The 16,435-nt window shown below is 64.4% G+C and carries 13 protein-coding genes; 5 read left to right on the top strand and 8 right to left on the bottom strand.

The features are described 5' to 3' along the window. Positions 1 to 231: 231 nt before the first annotated feature. Positions 232 to 1,563, bottom strand: coding sequence for an ammonium transporter (locus C163_RS25205; RefSeq protein WP_025341075.1), 1,332 nt, complete (start codon positions 1,561 to 1,563; stop codon positions 232 to 234). A 46-nt stretch (positions 1,564 to 1,609) separates the two neighbouring features. Then, positions 1,610 to 1,948, bottom strand: a complete 339-nt coding sequence (glnK, locus tag C163_RS25210) for a P-II family nitrogen regulator (RefSeq protein ID WP_002555808.1) — start codon at positions 1,946 to 1,948, stop codon at positions 1,610 to 1,612. A 515-nt stretch (positions 1,949 to 2,463) separates the two neighbouring features. Here glnK and C163_RS25215 point away from each other — a divergent pair. Continuing rightward, the gene (locus tag C163_RS25215) at positions 2,464 to 2,730 is read left to right on the top strand and encodes an accessory factor UbiK family protein (protein ID WP_025341076.1); all 267 of its coding nucleotides are present in this window, start codon (positions 2,464 to 2,466) and stop codon (positions 2,728 to 2,730) included. 139 nt (positions 2,731 to 2,869) lie between these two features. Beyond that, positions 2,870 to 4,360 carry a YifB family Mg chelatase-like AAA ATPase gene (locus C163_RS25220; RefSeq protein ID WP_025341077.1) on the top strand — a complete coding sequence of 497 codons (1,491 nt, stop codon included), beginning with the start codon at positions 2,870 to 2,872 and terminating at the stop codon, positions 4,358 to 4,360. Between the two features lie 124 nt (positions 4,361 to 4,484). Here C163_RS25220 and C163_RS25225 read toward each other — a convergent pair whose 3' ends face one another. Continuing rightward, positions 4,485 to 4,853, bottom strand: a complete 369-nt coding sequence (locus C163_RS25225; protein ID WP_075046733.1) for a response regulator transcription factor — start codon at positions 4,851 to 4,853, stop codon at positions 4,485 to 4,487. Next, on the bottom strand, positions 4,850 to 5,842 hold the full coding sequence (locus C163_RS25230) for a response regulator (RefSeq protein ID WP_025341079.1): 993 nt from the start codon (positions 5,840 to 5,842) through the stop codon (positions 4,850 to 4,852). The genes C163_RS25225 and C163_RS25230 overlap by 4 nt, the downstream gene beginning before the upstream one ends. A gap of 238 nt (positions 5,843 to 6,080) precedes the next feature. On the opposite strand from C163_RS25230, the gene C163_RS25235 reads away from it, so the two are divergent. After that, a complete protein-coding gene (locus tag C163_RS25235) occupies positions 6,081 to 11,129 on the top strand; it encodes an ATP-binding sensor histidine kinase (RefSeq protein ID WP_025341080.1) in 5,049 nt (1,682 codons plus the stop codon). A gap of 116 nt (positions 11,130 to 11,245) precedes the next feature. On the opposite strand, the gene ycaC is transcribed toward C163_RS25235, so the two are convergent. Together ycaC and C163_RS25245 are read right to left on the bottom strand one after the other, a co-directional pair. Continuing rightward, positions 11,246 to 11,872 carry an isochorismate family cysteine hydrolase YcaC gene (ycaC, locus tag C163_RS25240; protein ID WP_004375560.1) on the bottom strand — a complete coding sequence of 209 codons (627 nt, stop codon included), beginning with the start codon at positions 11,870 to 11,872 and terminating at the stop codon, positions 11,246 to 11,248. Positions 11,873 to 11,945: 73 nt separating this feature from the next. Then, positions 11,946 to 12,308: a helix-turn-helix domain-containing protein gene (locus tag C163_RS25245; protein WP_025341081.1), complete on the bottom strand. Its 363-nt coding sequence runs from the start codon at positions 12,306 to 12,308 to the stop codon at positions 11,946 to 11,948. Between the two features lie 180 nt (positions 12,309 to 12,488). Here C163_RS25245 and C163_RS25250 point away from each other — a divergent pair, with 180 nt between their 5' ends. Together C163_RS25250 and C163_RS25255 are read left to right on the top strand one after the other, a co-directional pair. Then, positions 12,489 to 13,466 (top strand): GlxA family transcriptional regulator, encoded by a 978-nt coding sequence (locus C163_RS25250; RefSeq protein WP_025341082.1) that lies wholly within the window; start codon positions 12,489 to 12,491, stop codon positions 13,464 to 13,466. A 237-nt stretch (positions 13,467 to 13,703) separates the two neighbouring features. After that, the gene (locus C163_RS25255; RefSeq protein WP_025341083.1) at positions 13,704 to 15,491 is read left to right on the top strand and encodes a monovalent cation:proton antiporter-2 (CPA2) family protein; all 1,788 of its coding nucleotides are present in this window, start codon (positions 13,704 to 13,706) and stop codon (positions 15,489 to 15,491) included. A 4-nt stretch (positions 15,492 to 15,495) separates the two neighbouring features. Here C163_RS25255 and C163_RS26925 read toward each other — a convergent pair whose 3' ends face one another. Together C163_RS26925 and C163_RS26930 are read right to left on the bottom strand one after the other, a co-directional pair. Next, entirely contained in the window at positions 15,496 to 15,780 is a 285-nt protein-coding gene (locus tag C163_RS26925; protein WP_081742330.1) for a HigA family addiction module antitoxin, read from the bottom strand. A 12-nt stretch (positions 15,781 to 15,792) separates the two neighbouring features. Beyond that, complete coding sequence (locus tag C163_RS26930; protein WP_081742331.1) at positions 15,793 to 16,071, bottom strand: type II toxin-antitoxin system RelE/ParE family toxin; 279 nt, start codon at positions 16,069 to 16,071, stop codon at positions 15,793 to 15,795. Between the last annotated feature and the right edge of the window lie 364 nt (positions 16,072 to 16,435).

Below are 16,435 nucleotides of genomic sequence, written 5' to 3' on the forward strand. Positions count from 1 at the left end.
AATGGCAAGCCTAGCAAAGGCTGGCGAAGCGTGTGGACTACTCGTCAAACACCCTTCGGCGCGCATTCTAGCGCGCCAGCAGAAAAAGCAAAGCACCATGAATGCTCTGCGTTTTGTAAGATTTCCGCCTACGTCGCGAACGTGTCGGATAAACCGTTTGCCGTGCGGGAAATGCTAAAAATCTGGCAAAAAAATGCCCGGCAAGCCGGGCAAGTTTTTACCGCGTCGCAGTTACAGGTTGTAGCCGCGCTCGTTGTGCTGAGCCAGGTCGAGGCCGACCGACTCTTCTTCTTCGCTGACCCGCAGGCCCATCACTACATCCAGCACCTTGAGGATCACGTAGGTGACGATGGCGGTGTAGACCACGGTGAAAATCACGCCCTTGGCCTGGATCCAGACCTGCATGCCGATGTCGGTGACGGCACCGAAGCCGCCCAGCGCCGGGGCTGCGAACACGCCGGTGAGGATGGCGCCGATGATACCGCCGATGCCGTGCACGCCGAAGGCATCCAGCGAGTCGTCATAGCCCAGCTTGCGCTTGAGGCTGGTGGCGCAGAAGTAGCAGACCACACCCGAGACCAGGCCGATCACCAGGGCACCCATCGGGCCTACGGTACCGGCAGCCGGGGTGATGGCGACCAGGCCGGCGACCACGCCCGATGCGATGCCCAGGGCGCTCGGCTTACCGTGGCCGATCCACTCGGCGAACATCCAGCCCAGGGCCGCGGCGGCGGTGGCAATCTGGGTCACCAGCATGGCCATGCCGGCGGTACCGTTGGCGGCAGCGGCAGAGCCTGCGTTGAAGCCGAACCAGCCGATCCACAGCATGGCCGCGCCCATCAGGGTGTAGCCCAGGTTGTGCGGGGCCATCGGGGTGGTCGGGTAGCCCTTGCGCTTGCCCAGCACCAGGCAGCAGACCAGGCCCGCGATACCGGCGTTGATGTGCACCACGGTGCCGCCGGCAAAGTCCAGCACGCCCCAGTCCCACATCAGTGCACCGTCACCGCTCCAGACCATGTGCGCGATCGGCGCGTAGACCAGGGTGAACCAGATGCCCATGAACACCAGCATCGCGGAGAACTTCATGCGCTCGGCGAAGGCACCGACGATCAGCGCCGGGGTGATGATGGCGAAGGTCATCTGGAAGGTGATGAATACCGCTTCAGGGAACAGCGCGGCAGCCGAGGTCAGGTTCGAGGGCGTGACGCCGCTGAGGAACGCCTTGGAGAAGCCGCCGACGAAGGAATTGAAATTGAGCACGCCCTTTTCCATACCGGTGGTATCGAAGGCCATGCTGTAGCCGTAGACGACCCAGAGAATGCTCATCAGGCCAGTGATTGCAAAGCACTGCATCATCACCGACAGCACGTTCTTGGAACGCACCATGCCGCCATAGAACAGGGCCAGGCCCGGAATGGTCATGAACAGCACCAGCGCCGTTGCGGTCAGCATCCAGGCGGTGTCGCCGGAGTTCAGCGCTGGGGCAGCTTCCTCTGCCAGGGCAAGCCCGGGCATTACGAGGGACAATAGGGCTCCTAGCCCTGCGATCTTACGCAGAGTCATGTTGTTTTCTCCTGGGGCGTTGGGTTTGGTGAGGCTTTGTTGCTGCTTAGATCGCGTCGGTATCGGTTTCGCCGGTACGGATACGGATCGCCTGCTCCAGATTCACCACGAAAATCTTGCCGTCACCGATCTTGCCGGTGTTGGCTGCCTTGGTGATGGCTTCGATTACCCGATCAAGGTCCTTGTCATCGATGGCGACATCGATCTTCACCTTGGGCAGGAAATCGACCACGTATTCAGCACCGCGATACAGCTCGGTATGGCCCTTCTGCCGACCGAAGCCTTTGACTTCGGTGACGGTGATGCCCTGCACGCCGATTTCCGACAGCGACTCGCGCACGTCGTCCAGCTTGAACGGCTTGATGATGGCTGTGACTAGCTTCATGAAACTCTCTCCCGATTTGGTGGACTTGCCCCAGGAAAACAAACCCGTCTCAAGTCTAAGCGCAGCGCTTGGCTTTGTAACGCGTCGTCGGCATCCGGCTCCGCGTGCGCACTGCCTGGTCACAAGGAACTGCATCAGTGCATGGCTCGCAGTGGTCTTTGCAGAATCCTTGCCAGTTCCGTCAAAGCACGGGAAAACAGCGAGTTATGTGAATCAGTCGGGATTGGCCAGTCGCCAGCATGCGTAACATGCACAATTTCGGTGCATCCCGACCTGGCGCATTGCTCGAAAAATGTGCAGTTTCAGAGGTGCGCTGCTTTCTGTAGGAGCGGCCTTGTGTCGCGATAGGGGTGCGAAGTGCCCCCACGATTTGTGCCAGGATACTGATATCGCTGGGGCCGCTGTGCGGCCCTTTCGCGACACAAGGCCGCTCCTACACAAGCCCGCGACCGGATCAGATGCGCATGTGTGCGTGCTACACTGCCGGCCATTTCCCAGTATCAGTGGACAGCCCCATGCTCGCGCCCAAAGCCCTTCTCGATGCCCTGAGCGACCAGGCCTCGCGCCTGTTCAGCAGCGATACCGCCCAGCCCCGCGCCGAACTGGAAAGCCAGTTCAAGGTGCTGATGCAAGGTGCCTTCAGCAAGCTGGACCTGGTCAGCCGCGAAGAATTCGACAGCCAGATGGTCGTCCTGGCGCGCACCCGCGCACGCCTCGAGGCCCTGGAAAAACAGGTAGCCGAGCTGGAAGCACGGCTGAATCCAGCCCCGCAGGATGAATGAATGCGCAAGGGCATGAAAATACAGGGTAACGCCCTAGCCTGAAAAACCACGACGCACACTTGTAGCTCCGGCCCGGGCCGCGCTGGCTATGCTTGCAAAGCCGCAGGAAGCGGCCCTTTTCAGCGACAACGGAGCGTCCATGTCCCTAGCCCTCGTCCACAGCCGCGCCCAGGTGGGCGTGCAGGCACCGGCGGTCAGCGTCGAAACCCACCTGGCCAACGGCTTGCCCCATCTCACTCTGGTCGGTCTGCCGGAAACCACGGTCAAAGAGAGCAAGGACCGGGTACGCAGCGCCATCGTCAACTCCGGTTTGAACTATCCGCAGCGGCGCATCACCCAGAACCTCGCCCCCGCCGACCTGCCCAAGGATGGCGGGCGCTATGACCTGGCCATTGCCCTGGGTATCCTCGCCGCCGATGGCCAGGTACCAATGGCCACCCTTGCCGAGGTCGAATGCCTGGGCGAACTGGCGCTATCTGGCAAGTTGCGCCCGGTGCAGGGCGTGCTGCCCGCGGCACTGGCGGCACGCGAAGCAGGGCGGGCGCTGGTGGTGCCACGGGAGAATGCCGAGGAGGCCAGCCTGGCAGGCGGGCTGGTGGTGTATGCGGTGGGGCACCTGCTGGAGCTGGTCGCCCACCTGAACGGCCAGGTGCCGTTACCGCCGTATGCGGCCAACGGCCTGATCCTGCAGCAACGCCCGTACCCGGACCTGAGCGAGGTGCAGGGCCAACTGGCTGCCAAGCGTGCACTGCTGCTAGCGGCGGCCGGGGCACATAACCTGCTGTTCACCGGGCCTCCCGGTACCGGCAAGACCTTGCTCGCCAGCCGCCTGCCAGGGCTGCTGCCACCGCTGGACGAGCACGAGGCACTGGAAGTGGCGGCGATCCAGTCGGTCAGCGGCCATACGCCACTGAGCAGCTGGCCGCAGCGGCCCTTCCGCCATCCGCACCACTCCGCCTCCGGCCCGGCGCTGGTCGGCGGCAGCAGCCGGCCGCAACCGGGCGAAATCACCCTCGCCCACCATGGCGTGCTGTTTCTGGACGAGCTGCCGGAATTCGAGCGGCGTGTGCTGGAAGTGTTGCGCGAGCCGCTGGAGTCGGGCGAGATCGTGATTGCCCGGGCCCGCGACAAGGTGCGCTTCCCCGCACGTTTCCAGCTGGTGGCGGCAATGAACCCCTGCCCTTGCGGCTACCTAGGCGACCCCACTGGCCGCTGCCGCTGCAGTACCGAGCAGATCGCGCGGTATCGCAACAAGCTGTCCGGGCCGTTGCTGGACCGTATCGACCTGCACCTGACCGTGGCCCGGGAGAGCACCACGCTGAACAACCGGCCCTGCGGTGAGACCAGTGCCGATGTGGCGGCCAAGGTAGCCGAGGCACGTGAACTGCAACAGCGGCGGCAAGGGTGTGCGAATGCATTTCTCGACCTTGAGGGGTTGCGCCGCCATTGTGGCTTGGCCGCGGCGGACCAGGCCTGGCTGGAGGGCGCCTGTGAACGGCTGACCCTGTCGTTACGTGCGGCTCACCGGTTACTGAAGGTGGCGCGGACCCTGGCGGATCTGGAAGGTAGCCAGGCAATTGGCCGGGCGCATCTGGCCGAGGCCCTGCAGTACCGGCCGGGGAGCAGTTAGATTGCCGGGGCTGCCTTGCAGCCCATCGCGACACAAGGCCGCTCCCACAAGAGACACCACAGTTTCAAGGGTTGTGGAGATCCCTGTGGGAGCGGGCAAGCCCGCGAAAGGGCCGACACAGGCATCACTGGCTGCCCAACAAAGCATCTTCAACCACCTTCAGCAGCACCTCTTCAGAAAATGGCTTGCCCAGGCAGACCAGCGCCCCAAGCGCCATCGCCGCCCGCACCGCCCCTTCATCCCAATGCGCCGACATGCAGATCACCGGCAAACGCCACTCCAGCCGGGCCAGTTCGCGCTGCACCGCCAGCCCGCTCATTCCAGGCATCCTCAGGTCGAGCAGCACACATCCCGCTTGCCGCGCCAGTGCCGAGGCCAGGAACAGGTCCCCTGCAGCAAAAGACAAGGTCTCGAAACCTGCCGAACGCAGCAGGTTGGCCAGGCTTTTGCGCACCGACGCATCGTCGTCGACGATGCACACCGCTCTGCTCATGCGCCGCCCAGGCCCTCAGGCTGCGCCCCGATGACGTTGTGCATGGCCACCAGCTCCAGCAGCGAGCGGGACTGCATCTTGTTCATGATGTTCTTCTTGTGCACCTTGGTCGTCACCTCGCTGGTGCCGATCTGCTTGGCGATCTGCTTGTGCGACAGGCCGCCAACCACCAGCGAGAACACCTGGCGCTCGCGCTGGGTCAGGCGCTGGTACTTTTCCTCGACCTGTCGCGCATGGTGCCACCTGCGTCCTTCGGCCACGGCACTAGTGCGCACCGCCTGCAGCAGTGTCAGCAGTTGGTCTTCGTCGAACGGTTTGGTCAAAAACTCCACGGCCCCGGCACGCATGGCCTGGACGGTCATCGGGATGGTGCCGAAGCCGGTCATGAAGACGATCGGCCAGGGCAGCGCCAGCCGGCGCAGCGCGTCTTGTACCTCCAGGCCGCTGGTATCGGGCAGGTGCATGTCCAGCAACAGGCAGGCATAGGGGGTTTCCAGGCGGGCCTCGAACAACGCCTCGGCACTGGCGAACAAATGATGCGGAATGTCCTGCGAGCGCAGCAGGCGGCCTAACGCCGTACGCACCGACGGGTCGTCATCCACCACCAGCACCGGCACGTTCAAGTGCTCATCGAACAACTCGACAGTGTCGGCCACGGCGCACAGCGGCGATTTGCCCAACGCCTCGCCAGGCACCTCGAGGCTGATCTCGGCGGCCAGGCGGTAGCCCCGGCGCGGCACGGTCTGGATCAGGCCACGGTCACCAAAGGCCTTGCGCAGCAAGGACACCTGCACCTGGAGGTTGTTGTCCTCCACCACCGTGCCAGCCCACACCTGGCTGAACAGCTCGTCCTTGCCGACCACCCGGCCCTTGGCCTTGATCAGCGTCGCCAGCACCTCGAAGGCACGCCCGCCCAACAGGATCGGCTTGCCATCAACAAAGGCTTCGCGCCGCTCCAGCGACACCTGGGCATTACCTATTCGGATCATGGCTTCCTCGCGCGGGCATGGGCGTTTCCCAGCCCCGGGCAGCCTAGGCCAGCGTACGCCTTCAGACAATTATCCCGAGGGATAGGTTGGCCTGGGGACTATACAAAAGCCCGCCAGCCCCCAGGGGACGATAACGGACAACAGCGTGCCCGTTCCTGCCAAGCAGGCTGCAGGCCGCATCCGTGCTGGGCTCGCTGCGTATACTCGCGCGTCAGGATGTCGCTAGCAGGGGTGCCTTATGCTCGATGAACGCCTTGCCCACAGGCCCATCGATTACGACCAGACCGTCGACGAGGGCTGGCTGAACCGGTGCGACATCAGCGCGCTGGGCCAGGAAGGTGAGCTCAGCTACTTCCGCCTGCGCGACCCTGCCACCCACCAGGCCTGGATCGCCGTGCGCGCCCCGCGCGAGGCCCCCGCCGCCTGCCAGCGCCTGGAACGTGACTACCGCCTGCAACTCGACCCGCAGTGGGCGGTGATCCCCTCGGCGTTCGTGCGTTCGGCCGAAGGCCCGCTACTGGTGTACCCGGCCGGCCGCTCCATCGCCGACCTTATCGCAGAAGGCCCAGCAGCCCTGACGCCGTTTCTCGAGATTGCGGTAAACGCGGCCACTGCCTTGGCCCAGGCCCACGAACGCAACGTGCTGCACGGCGCGCTGCAGCCCGAACATGTGTGCCTGCACTCCAACCAGCGAGTGCGGCTGGGCTGCTTTCGCGCCGACCCGGCGGAACTGATCAGCGAACAGGGCACCGCGCTCGGCAACTGGGCGTACCTGGCACCGGAACAGGTCTGCCCGCACGGCAGCAGCAGCGACCGACGCACCGATATCTATGCCCTTGGCGCGATCCTCTACCAGCTACTGCTGGGCGAATTGCCGCTAGCCGGACGCGACACCCAGCACTGGCGCCAGCTGCATGCCGGCGTGCAGCCACGAGCGGCCTGCGAAGTGGACAGCAATGTGCCGCAACCGCTCAGCAGGATCCTGGCCAAGGCCTTGGCCAAAGAGCCGGACGCCCGCTACCAGAGTGCCCGCGCCCTGGCGGTGGACCTGGCCCATTGCCAGCGGCAGTGGGCCGCCAGCAAGTCCATGGAGGCCTTTGAACCAGGCTGTGCCGACCCGGTCACGCCCGACCGCGCACGCCTGTATGGCCGCTGCGCCGAGCAGAAGGCCATCGCCCTGCTGCTCAAGGCCCTGCGCCGTGACAGCAAGCCACAGGCCCTGTTCATCAATGGGGCTACCGGCATGGGCAAGTCGAGCCTGGTCGAGGCAGCACTCAAGGCCAACGCCCAGGGTTACTGGGCCACCGGCAAGTGCAACGGCGTTGCCCAGGCCGTGCCCTACGCGCCCTGGGTCGAAATTCTCGGCGCGCTGACCACCCAGTTGCTGGCCCAGAACAGCCAGGACCTCGACACTCTGCGCCGCGAGATCCTGCGCCGCATCAAGGGCCACGGCCGGCTGCTCGGCAAGCTGGCGCCAGACCTGCAACTGGTCCTCGGCCCCCTGCCCGAATTGCCGGCCAAGCCCACACGCCTGGCGCTGCAGAAGGAGCTGCGGGCGATCGTCGAATTCCTGCAGGTGTTCAGCCGCCCCGGCCAGCCGCTGGTGCTGTTCTTCGATGACCTGCAGTGGGTCGACGACGCCAGCCAGCAACTGCTGGCGCAACTGCTGGCTCACGCGCCCGGCAACCTGTTGCTGATCTTCGCCCGGCGCAATGATGCGCCAGCCAGCAGTACACCCCTTGCCCTGCCTGCAGCGGTGCGCAGCACCACGCTGAACCTGCGGCCCCTGGCGGTGGGCGCGGTGACCGAGCTGATCGGCGAGCGCTACCACGTCGGCCCCGAGGACGCATTGCAGGTGGCCGAGCTGGTGCACGACAAGACGGCGGGCAACCCGTTCTTCATCAATCAGATTCTCCGGGCCCTGGTCGAGGACCAGCTGTTCACCTTCGACACCCAGGCCATGCGCTGGTCATGGTGCCTGAAGGCCGTGGCCCGCCACCGCTATTCCGACAATGTCGCCGACCTGATGATCCACCGCCTGGCGCGCCTGCCAGAGCCGCAGCGCGACCTGCTGCGGGTGGCCAGCGCGGCGGGCAGCCGCTGCGATGAACGCCTGCTTCAGCAGGTGCTCTCTCAAACGCCCGGCGAACCGTTGAAAGCCTTGATTGGCGCGGGTTTCCTGCAATCGGGCCAGAACGGCCTGGGCTTCGCCCACGAGCGGGTGATGGAAGCCGCGTACGCTCTCACGCCCGCGCGCGAGCGTGCCCAGCTGCATGCACATATCGCCCTGGCCATGCGCCAGGCCTGGCCGGGGCGCCTGCACGAGGCACTGTTCGAGCTTGCCAACCAGCTGCAACGCGCCAGCCCATGCGGGTTTGCAGCGGATGACTGCGAAGCGTTCCTGCAGCTTCTACGCGAAGCCGCAGCACGTGCACGCGACGGCGGCGCTTTCGAACAGACAGCTGGCTACCTGCACACGGCCGAGCAGTTGCTGCACCACGGCGCAACGCTGGAAAGCCGCGCCACGCATGGCTTTGCCATCGCCTGCATGGCGACCGAGTGCGATATGCAACTGTCGCGAATGATCGCGGCCGAGGCCCGCATCACTGAATGCCGCCAGCGCGCTCGCTCGGCGTTGGACCAGGCGCGGGTGTGCCGCCTGCAGGCGCTGCTGTACACCTTGCGCGGCGACTATCAGGCGGCCATCGACAGCGCCATATCCGGCCTGGACTTGCTAGGTATAAGCCCGGTGCGGGGTGTCGACTGGCAACAGGTCGAGGCCAGTCATGCCCATGTACAGGCCTTGGTCGAACAGAAAGGCCGCCACTGCCTGGAGTCGCTGCAGCGCACCGATTCGGAGGAAGTGACGGTTGCCATCAGCCTGCTGGCCACCCTGTCGTCATCGTTTTTCGTAAAGGACGACATCTGCTTCCTGCACCTGGCCAAGCTCATGGAGCTGTCGCTGCTGCACGGCGTCGCCCCGGGCAGCACCTACGGCATGGCCTGGTACGGGGTGATGATTGCCGAGCGCTTCGGCGCCTACCATGATGGCCATGCTTGCTGCCTGGCTGCGCTCAAGCTGATAGAACGACACGGTTTCGACGCTGACTTGACCAGCGCGCTGCTGGCCCTGGACCAGGTCAGCGCCTGGACCTCGCCCATGGAGTTCGCCCGCCGCACCGCGCTGGATGCGGTCGATTCAGGGCGCGTGAGCGGTGACCTGGCAATGAGCTGCTATGCCTGCAACCACCTGGTTTCCGATTCGCTGTTCATGGGCCGCTACCTGCCGGACGTGGTGGAGGAACTGGCGCAAGGCCTGACCACCGTGCGTCGCTACGGTTACCGCGACATCGAGCAGATCCTGCAGGCCCAGCAAGCGTTCGTCGGCAAATTGAGCGGCACGCCCTGCCCGGCCTCGGCCGCAGCCTCGAAATCGCCTGCCACGCGGTTCTTCCAGTACCTGATGGCCGGCATGTGCGACTTCTACCTGGGCAACATCCCGCAGGCCATGCGCAACCTGGCACTGGCCGGCGACAACGCCTGGGCGGTACCGGCGCACATCAACCTGGCCGACTATCACCTGTTCCGCGGCCTGGCCCTTGGCAGCCCCGAGGCCATTGGCAGCCTTGCCGACAAGCTGCGCGAGCTACACGCCCTGCGCGAGCGCTTCGGCCGCTGGGCCGGCTTCAACCCGGCCACCTTCCGCAACAAGCTGTTGCTGATCGAAGGCGTGATCGCCAAGCTAGAAGGCGACGGCCTGGCCGCCATCCGCTGCTTCGACCAGGCACAGATCGCCGCCACCGCCGCCGGTTTCATCCACGAGCAGGCGCTGGCCCACGAACAGCTGGCCGAGGTATGCATCCCCAGCGGCCTGATCTCCGGCGCCAACCTGCACCTGCGCATCGCCCGCGACTGTTTCCATATCTGGGGCGCGACCGGCAAGGTGCACCAGCTGGAGGCTTTGCACCCGTTCCTGCGCACCCAGCCGATCCAGGAAAGCCACCGCGCCACCCACCAGGCCAAGCTCGACCTGGAAGCCGGCATCGAGGCAGCACGGGCGCTGTCCGAGGAAGTGCTGCTCGAGGGCCTGATCGAAACCCTGATGGGCCAGCTGACCCAGCATTCTGGCGCCGACCACGGTGCGCTGCTGATCGTCAGCGGTGCCGAATTCCAGATGGCGGCCCTCGCCTACATCGACGACGCCGGGCTGCACGTGAGCATGGACGACTGCCAGAAGTTCATGACCCAGGCGCCGCTGTCGATCATCAACGCCACCATGCGCACCAAGAAGCCCCTGGTGCTCAACGATGCCCAGAGCGATTGCCCCGAGGCCTTCCGCCAGCAGTTGCAGGCGCGCAAGGCCCGTTCGGTGCTGTGCCTGCCGCTGGTGATCCAGGGCGTGCTTATCGGCCTGGTGTACCTGGAAAACCGCCTGGTACCGAACCTGTTCGGCAGCCAGCGCCTGGCCATGCTGGAAATCCTCGCCTCGCAGGCGGCGGTGTCGCTGCAAACCGCCAAGTTCTACACACGCCTGGCCGAAGACAACCAGACCCGCGCCCAGATGGAGGCCGAGCTGCGCCGCTCCCGTGCGGAGTTGGCGCGCACGGCGCATCTGCAGGTGATGAACGAGCTGTCCGCGTCCATCGCCCACGAGATCAGCCAGCCGCTGCTGGGCATCGCCTCCAACGCCGCTGCCAGCCTGCGCTGGCTGAAGCGCGCCAAGCCCGACCTGGAAGAGGCGATTGCCGGCCTGGAAGACATCCGCAACGACAGCGAACGGGCCGCCAACATCGTGCGTGCACTGCGCTCGCTGGCCAAGCAGTCACCGATGCAGCTCAAGGTAGTGAAGCTGGACGAACTGATCCGCGAAGTGGTGCGCCTGACCTCGGCCGATGCCGCCAAGGGCACGGTGGATGTGCAGATGCGCTTGCAGGCGGGGGTGAGCGTGATGGCCGACCCGGTGCAGTTGCAGCAGTTGGTGTTCAACCTGATTACCAATGGCCTGGAGGCGCTGGCGGGGTATCGCAGCGATGGGGTGCTGCGGATTGCGTCGGCGGTGGTCGGGGATGGGGTGGAAATCTGCGTGGACGACAACGGGCCGGGGATTGCAGCGGATGAGCGCGAGCGAGTGTTCGATGCGTTTCATACCACCAAGATCGGCGGCATGGGGATGGGCTTGGCGATCTGCAACTCGGTGGTGCAGGCCCATGGTGGGCAGTTGCAGGCGCTGGTGTCGGAGTTGGGGGGGTGTCGGGTTCGCCTCACTCTGCCTGTGAATCATTCTTAGCCTGTTCCGGCCTCTTCGCGGGCACGCCCGCTCCCACAGGAACCGTGCAGCTCTCAAGCTGTGCGCTATCCCTGTGGGAGCGGGCGTGCCCGCGAAGGGGCCGGGACAGGTTTACATCAACGGGCGCTCAGCGCCGCATAGCTGTTCATCAGGTTGCGGTAGTTGGGAATGCGCTGCGACAGCAGGTTACCCAGCCCTTCGATGTCATTGCGCCAGTCGCGGTGCAGCTCACAGGCCACCGAGAACCAGTTCATCATCTGTGCACCCGCCTGGGTCATGCGCACCCAGGCCGCCTGCTGCACGGTTTCGTTGAAGGTGCCCGAAGCATCGGTCACCACGAACACTTCAAAACCTTCCGCCAGCGCCGACAAGGTCGGGAACGCCACGCACACATCGGTCACCACGCCAGCGATGATCAGCTGCTTGCGGCCAGTGGCCTTGATCGCCTTGACGAAGTCTTCGTTGTCCCAGGCGTTGATCTGACCAGGGCGGGCAATGTACGGCGCATCCGGGAACATCTCTTTCAGCTCGGGCACCAGCGGGCCGTTCGGGCCTTGCTCGAAGCTGGTGGTGAGGATGGTCGGCAGGCCGAAGAACTTGGCCAGGTCGCCCAGGGCCAGCACGTTGTTCTTGAACTCGTTGGGCGAGAAGTCCTGCACCAGCGAAATCAGGCCGGTCTGGTGGTCGACCAGCAGCACCACGGCGTCGTCTTTGTTCAGGCGCTTGTAATCGGGTTGGCTCATCGGGGTGACTCCTTGGGTTGGGAAAACGGGCCGGCACTGTCCACAAGGGGCTATACCGGCGGATAGGTTCGGCTTAAGGATGGGCATGCGCCTGGCGCCAGGCCTTGGGCGGCTGGCCGACCAGGCGGCTGAAGGCACGGGTGAAATGGGCCTGGTCGCAGAAGCCGCATTCCAGGCTCACGTGGGTGATCGGCGCCTCGGTGGCGAGCAGGCGCTTGGCCTTTTCCATGCGTGCCAGCAGGCGCCAGGCCTGGGGCGAGAGGCCGGTGTTGACCTTGAATGCGCGGGAGAAGTGGCTGCGGGTGAGGTTGCATACCCCGGCGATTTCGATGATCGACAACGGGCTGTGCAACATCAGTTCCTTGGCCCGGCGCAACCGTGCTGGCGTCAGTGCGCCGGGGGGTTGCAACGGTGCTTGGGGCGTCCCGGGGTGCATGGCGACTCTCCTGTTCAATGCAGAAAGTCTCGCCCCCGGCACATGACAAAGTCCTGAGCCAAACCTGAATTGTTGTTAATTGCGCGCTGCTGGCCCTGGCTGTTTTACCGATACCTTAAGATGCGTTTCGTATTCAGCTTCAGGCCGCCAGTGGCGGCCGGCATTCAAGGCAAAAGAGCCATGCAGGAAAAACCCGCCCACCGCACCGTGGCCATGGTGCTGTTCAATGATGTGCTGTTGCTGGACGTGACCGGGCCCATGGACGCGTTTGCCATTGCTAACCGCTTCCTTCCTGCCGAGCGGAAGTACCGGCTGCTGACCCTGGCCGAAGGGCAGGCAGCGGTGCGCGGCTCCTGCGGGTTGAAAGTGGTAGCCGACCTGCGTCTGGAGGATTTGCCGGAAGCCGTCGACCTGTTGCTGGTGCCAGGCGGCCCGGGCGCCTATGACATCGCCCTGCCAGGCATCGAGCGCTGGCTGCCCCAGGCCGTGCGCCAGGCCAAACGCTTTGGTGCCATCTGCACGGGAGTATTCCTGCTGGGCCGGGCCGGGCTGCTGGACGGCTATCGCTGCACCACACACTGGAACTACGTGGAGCGCCTGGCACAGGCGTTCCCCGAGGCGAAGGTCGAGACCGAACAGATCTACGTGATCGACCGCTGCCTGATTACCTCGGGCGGCATCACCGCTGGCATCGACCTGGCACTGGCGGTGGTGGCCGAAGACCACGGCAAGGCGCTGGCCCTGGAAGTGGCCAAGGTGCTGCTGGTCGCCCGCCATCGCCAGGGTGGGCAGACACCCTACGGGCCACTGCTGGCGGCTGTACCGCGGGATGATTCACCGATTGCCCGGGTGCAGGCGTATATCGTCGACCATATCGAACAAGCCTTCACCGTGCAGAAGATGGCCGACCTGGTGGCCATGAGCGGGCGCAACTTCGCCCGCACCTTTCAGCGCGAGGTGGGCATCACGCCGCTGCAATACTTGCAAAACGCACGCATCGACCGCGCGCGCAAGCTGCTGGAAGGCACCGACCTGCCGTTGAAGGTAGTGGCTGCGCAGTGCGGGTTTGGCAGTGACCGGCATTTGCGCAAGGTGTTCTGCGAGCGGATTGGCATGACGCCGGCGCAGTATCGGGCGCAGTTTGGTGGCGGTGAATAGTCAGATCTGCGCTGCCTTCTTCGCGGGCACGCCCGCTCCCACAGAGATAACACCGGCCTCAGGGGCAGTGTTGTACCTGTGGGAGCGGGCGTGCCCGCGAAGAGGCCACCACAGGTTGTCACCTGTACCGGGACAATGTTTCTCCCCGATGGCAGATTGTTTGACTCCATCTCAACCCCCAGAATTGTCCGCCAAACTGATCTAACGCTGCCCCGGCAGCTCATGGAGTACGAGCCAATGCCACACGAAGGCAGCCTTCTGCAAACCGCGGTGATCTTCCTGCTCGCCGCTGTTCTCGCCGTCCCCCTGGCCAAGCGCCTGCACCTGGGGGCCGTGCTCGGTTACCTGCTCGCCGGCGTGATCATCGGCCCGCAGGCGCTGGGCCTGATCCGCGACACCGAAAGCGTGGCGCACATTTCCGAGCTGGGCGTGGTCCTGCTGCTGTTCATCATCGGCCTTGAGCTGTCGCCCAAGCGCCTGTGGCTGATGCGCAAGTCCGTATTCGGCGTCGGCACCGCCCAGGTGCTGCTGACCGGTGCGCTGATCGGCGCCATCGCCCTGTTCGGCTTCAGCCAGACGCTACCGGCGGCCATCGTGCTCGGTCTGGGCCTGGCGCTGTCGTCCACCGCCCTTGGCCTGCAGAGCCTGGCCGAAAGCAAGCAGCTCAACGCCCCGCACGGCCGCCTGGCGTTCGCCATCCTGCTGTTCCAGGACATCGCCGCGATCCCACTGATCGCATTGGTTCCGCTGCTGGCTGCCAGTGGCCCGGACACCAGCCACGGCGACAGCCTGGAGCATGGCCTGAAGGTGTTCGCCAGCATCGCCGTGGTCATCGTCGGTGGCCGCTACCTGCTGCGCCCGGTGTTCCGCACCGTGGCCCGCACCGGCCTGCCGGAAGTGTCCACCGCCACCGCGCTGCTGGTTGTGATCGGCACTGCCTGGCTGATGGAAGAAGCCGGCATTTCCATGGCCCTGGGTGCCTTCCTCGCCGGCCTGCTGCTGGCCGACTCGGAATACCGCCACGAGCTGGAATCGCAGATCGAACCATTCAAGGGCCTGCTGCTGGGGCTGTTCTTCATCAGCGTCGGCATGGGCGCCAACCTGCGCCTGCTGCTGGAAATGCCTTTGGTGGTGCTGGGCCTGACCCTGCTGCTGGTGGCCGTGAAGCTGGTACTGCTGATCGGCGTCGGGCGCCTGGCCGGTGGCCTGAACAGCGCCAGTGCCCTGCGCCTGGGCATGGTGCTGGCTGCCGGTGGTGAATTTGCCTTCGTGGTGTTCAAGCTGGGCAAGGACCAAGGCTTGTTCGACACCCAGACCTACGACCTGCTGCTGATGACCATCACCCTGTCGATGGCCATTACCCCGCTGCTGATGATTGGCTGCGCCCACGCCCTCAAGCGCCCGCAACCGGCGCGTGAAGTGCCGGAGCATTACAAGCAGATCCAGGCTGACACGCCACGGGTGGTGATCGTCGGCATGGGCCGCATGGGCCAGATCGTCGCGCGCATCCTGCGGGCACAGAAGATTCCGTTCATTGCCCTGGAAACCTCGGTGGACACCATCGAGATGACCCGTATGTTCGAACAGGTACCCGTGTTCTACGGCGACCCACTGCGCCCCGAGGTGCTGCATGCCGCCAAGGTGGGCGAGGCGGAATACTTCATCATCACCATCGATGACCCGGAAGCTGCCATTCACACGGCGGAACGGGTGAAACGCCTGTACCCGCACTTGAAAGTGCTGGCCCGCGCGCGTAACCGCCAGCATGTGCACAAGTTGGCGGATGTCGGCGCCGAGCCGATTCGAGAGACGTTCTACTCCAGCCTGGAGATGACCCGCCGGGCATTGGTGGGGTTGGGGTTGAGCGAGGCGCAGGCGGCGGACCGGATTGCGCGGTTTACCCAGCATGACGAAGAGGTGCTGGTGGCCCAGGGGCAGGTGCGTGATGACCGGGCCAAGGTGATGCAGACGGCCAAGGAGGCCCGGGCGGAGTTGGAGCGGTTGTTTGATTCGGATGCGGATTGAGCTATCAGGCAAACACTAGCCGTACTATTTGCGGATGCTCACGGTGCGCGGCCTGCCAGAGATCATAAGCAGCCTGCTCCGCAAGATACTGGCGGGCATCACCGAGGCCCGCCAACTCAAGGCGATAAGCAAGGTCGGCTGATATGGCGGCGCGCCCGTTAAGAACGGTGGACAACTGCCCTCGCGAGTAGCCGAGGTGTCGAGCCAGCCCCGATACGCTCATGCCAATCGCAGGTAACACGTCTTCACGGAGGGACTCGCCAGGGTGGGGCGGATCGAACATAGCCATGATTTCAGCTTCCTAGTGGTAATCCAGATAATCGACAAGCTCCACGTCTGTACCAACGAAGCGGAACACCAGACGCCAATTGCCCGAGACATTCACTGCCCAAAAGCCGTCCAGCTTTCCATGCAGGGGATGAAGCCGGTTACCAGGGCGATTCATATTTGAAGGCGTCTGCGCTACTTCAAGTGAAGCGAGTAAGCGTCGCAAACGGGCAACATGATCTGCCCGCACTCCTGATGAGTCGCCTTGCTGATGAAGTAGCCTCAGGCCTTTGTGCCTGAAGCTCCGTATCATTGGAGATAAAGTGTAAGGCCAAGCCTTACACTATTCAAGTTAGCATTGGGAACGTACATAGACATACTCCTGAATGATTTCCGGGTTGACCAGTTTGTTCCTGACCACTCGGTTTGGCGCCGTCTGACGCTCCGATCTGCGCGTAAGAAATTTCCCAAAAAAGATGCCCGTCAGAAGCAAATCGCCCACATGGCCCCTCGCCTGCCATCACTACAAGTCGGTCTGGTGCAATCTTGGGAGAGAAGGCTTGCCCACGATTAGCAGCGCGCGGAATTAAAACGCAGACGTCTCAGCAGCCTCCTACTTACCTGCGAGTCATTTCCTACTCAGGCACACCGTCTGAAGATTTATCCTACGCACCGTG

This window comes from Pseudomonas sp. FGI182, from assembly GCF_000511325.1.
Lineage (GTDB): Bacteria > Pseudomonadota > Gammaproteobacteria > Pseudomonadales > Pseudomonadaceae > Aquipseudomonas > Aquipseudomonas putida_Z.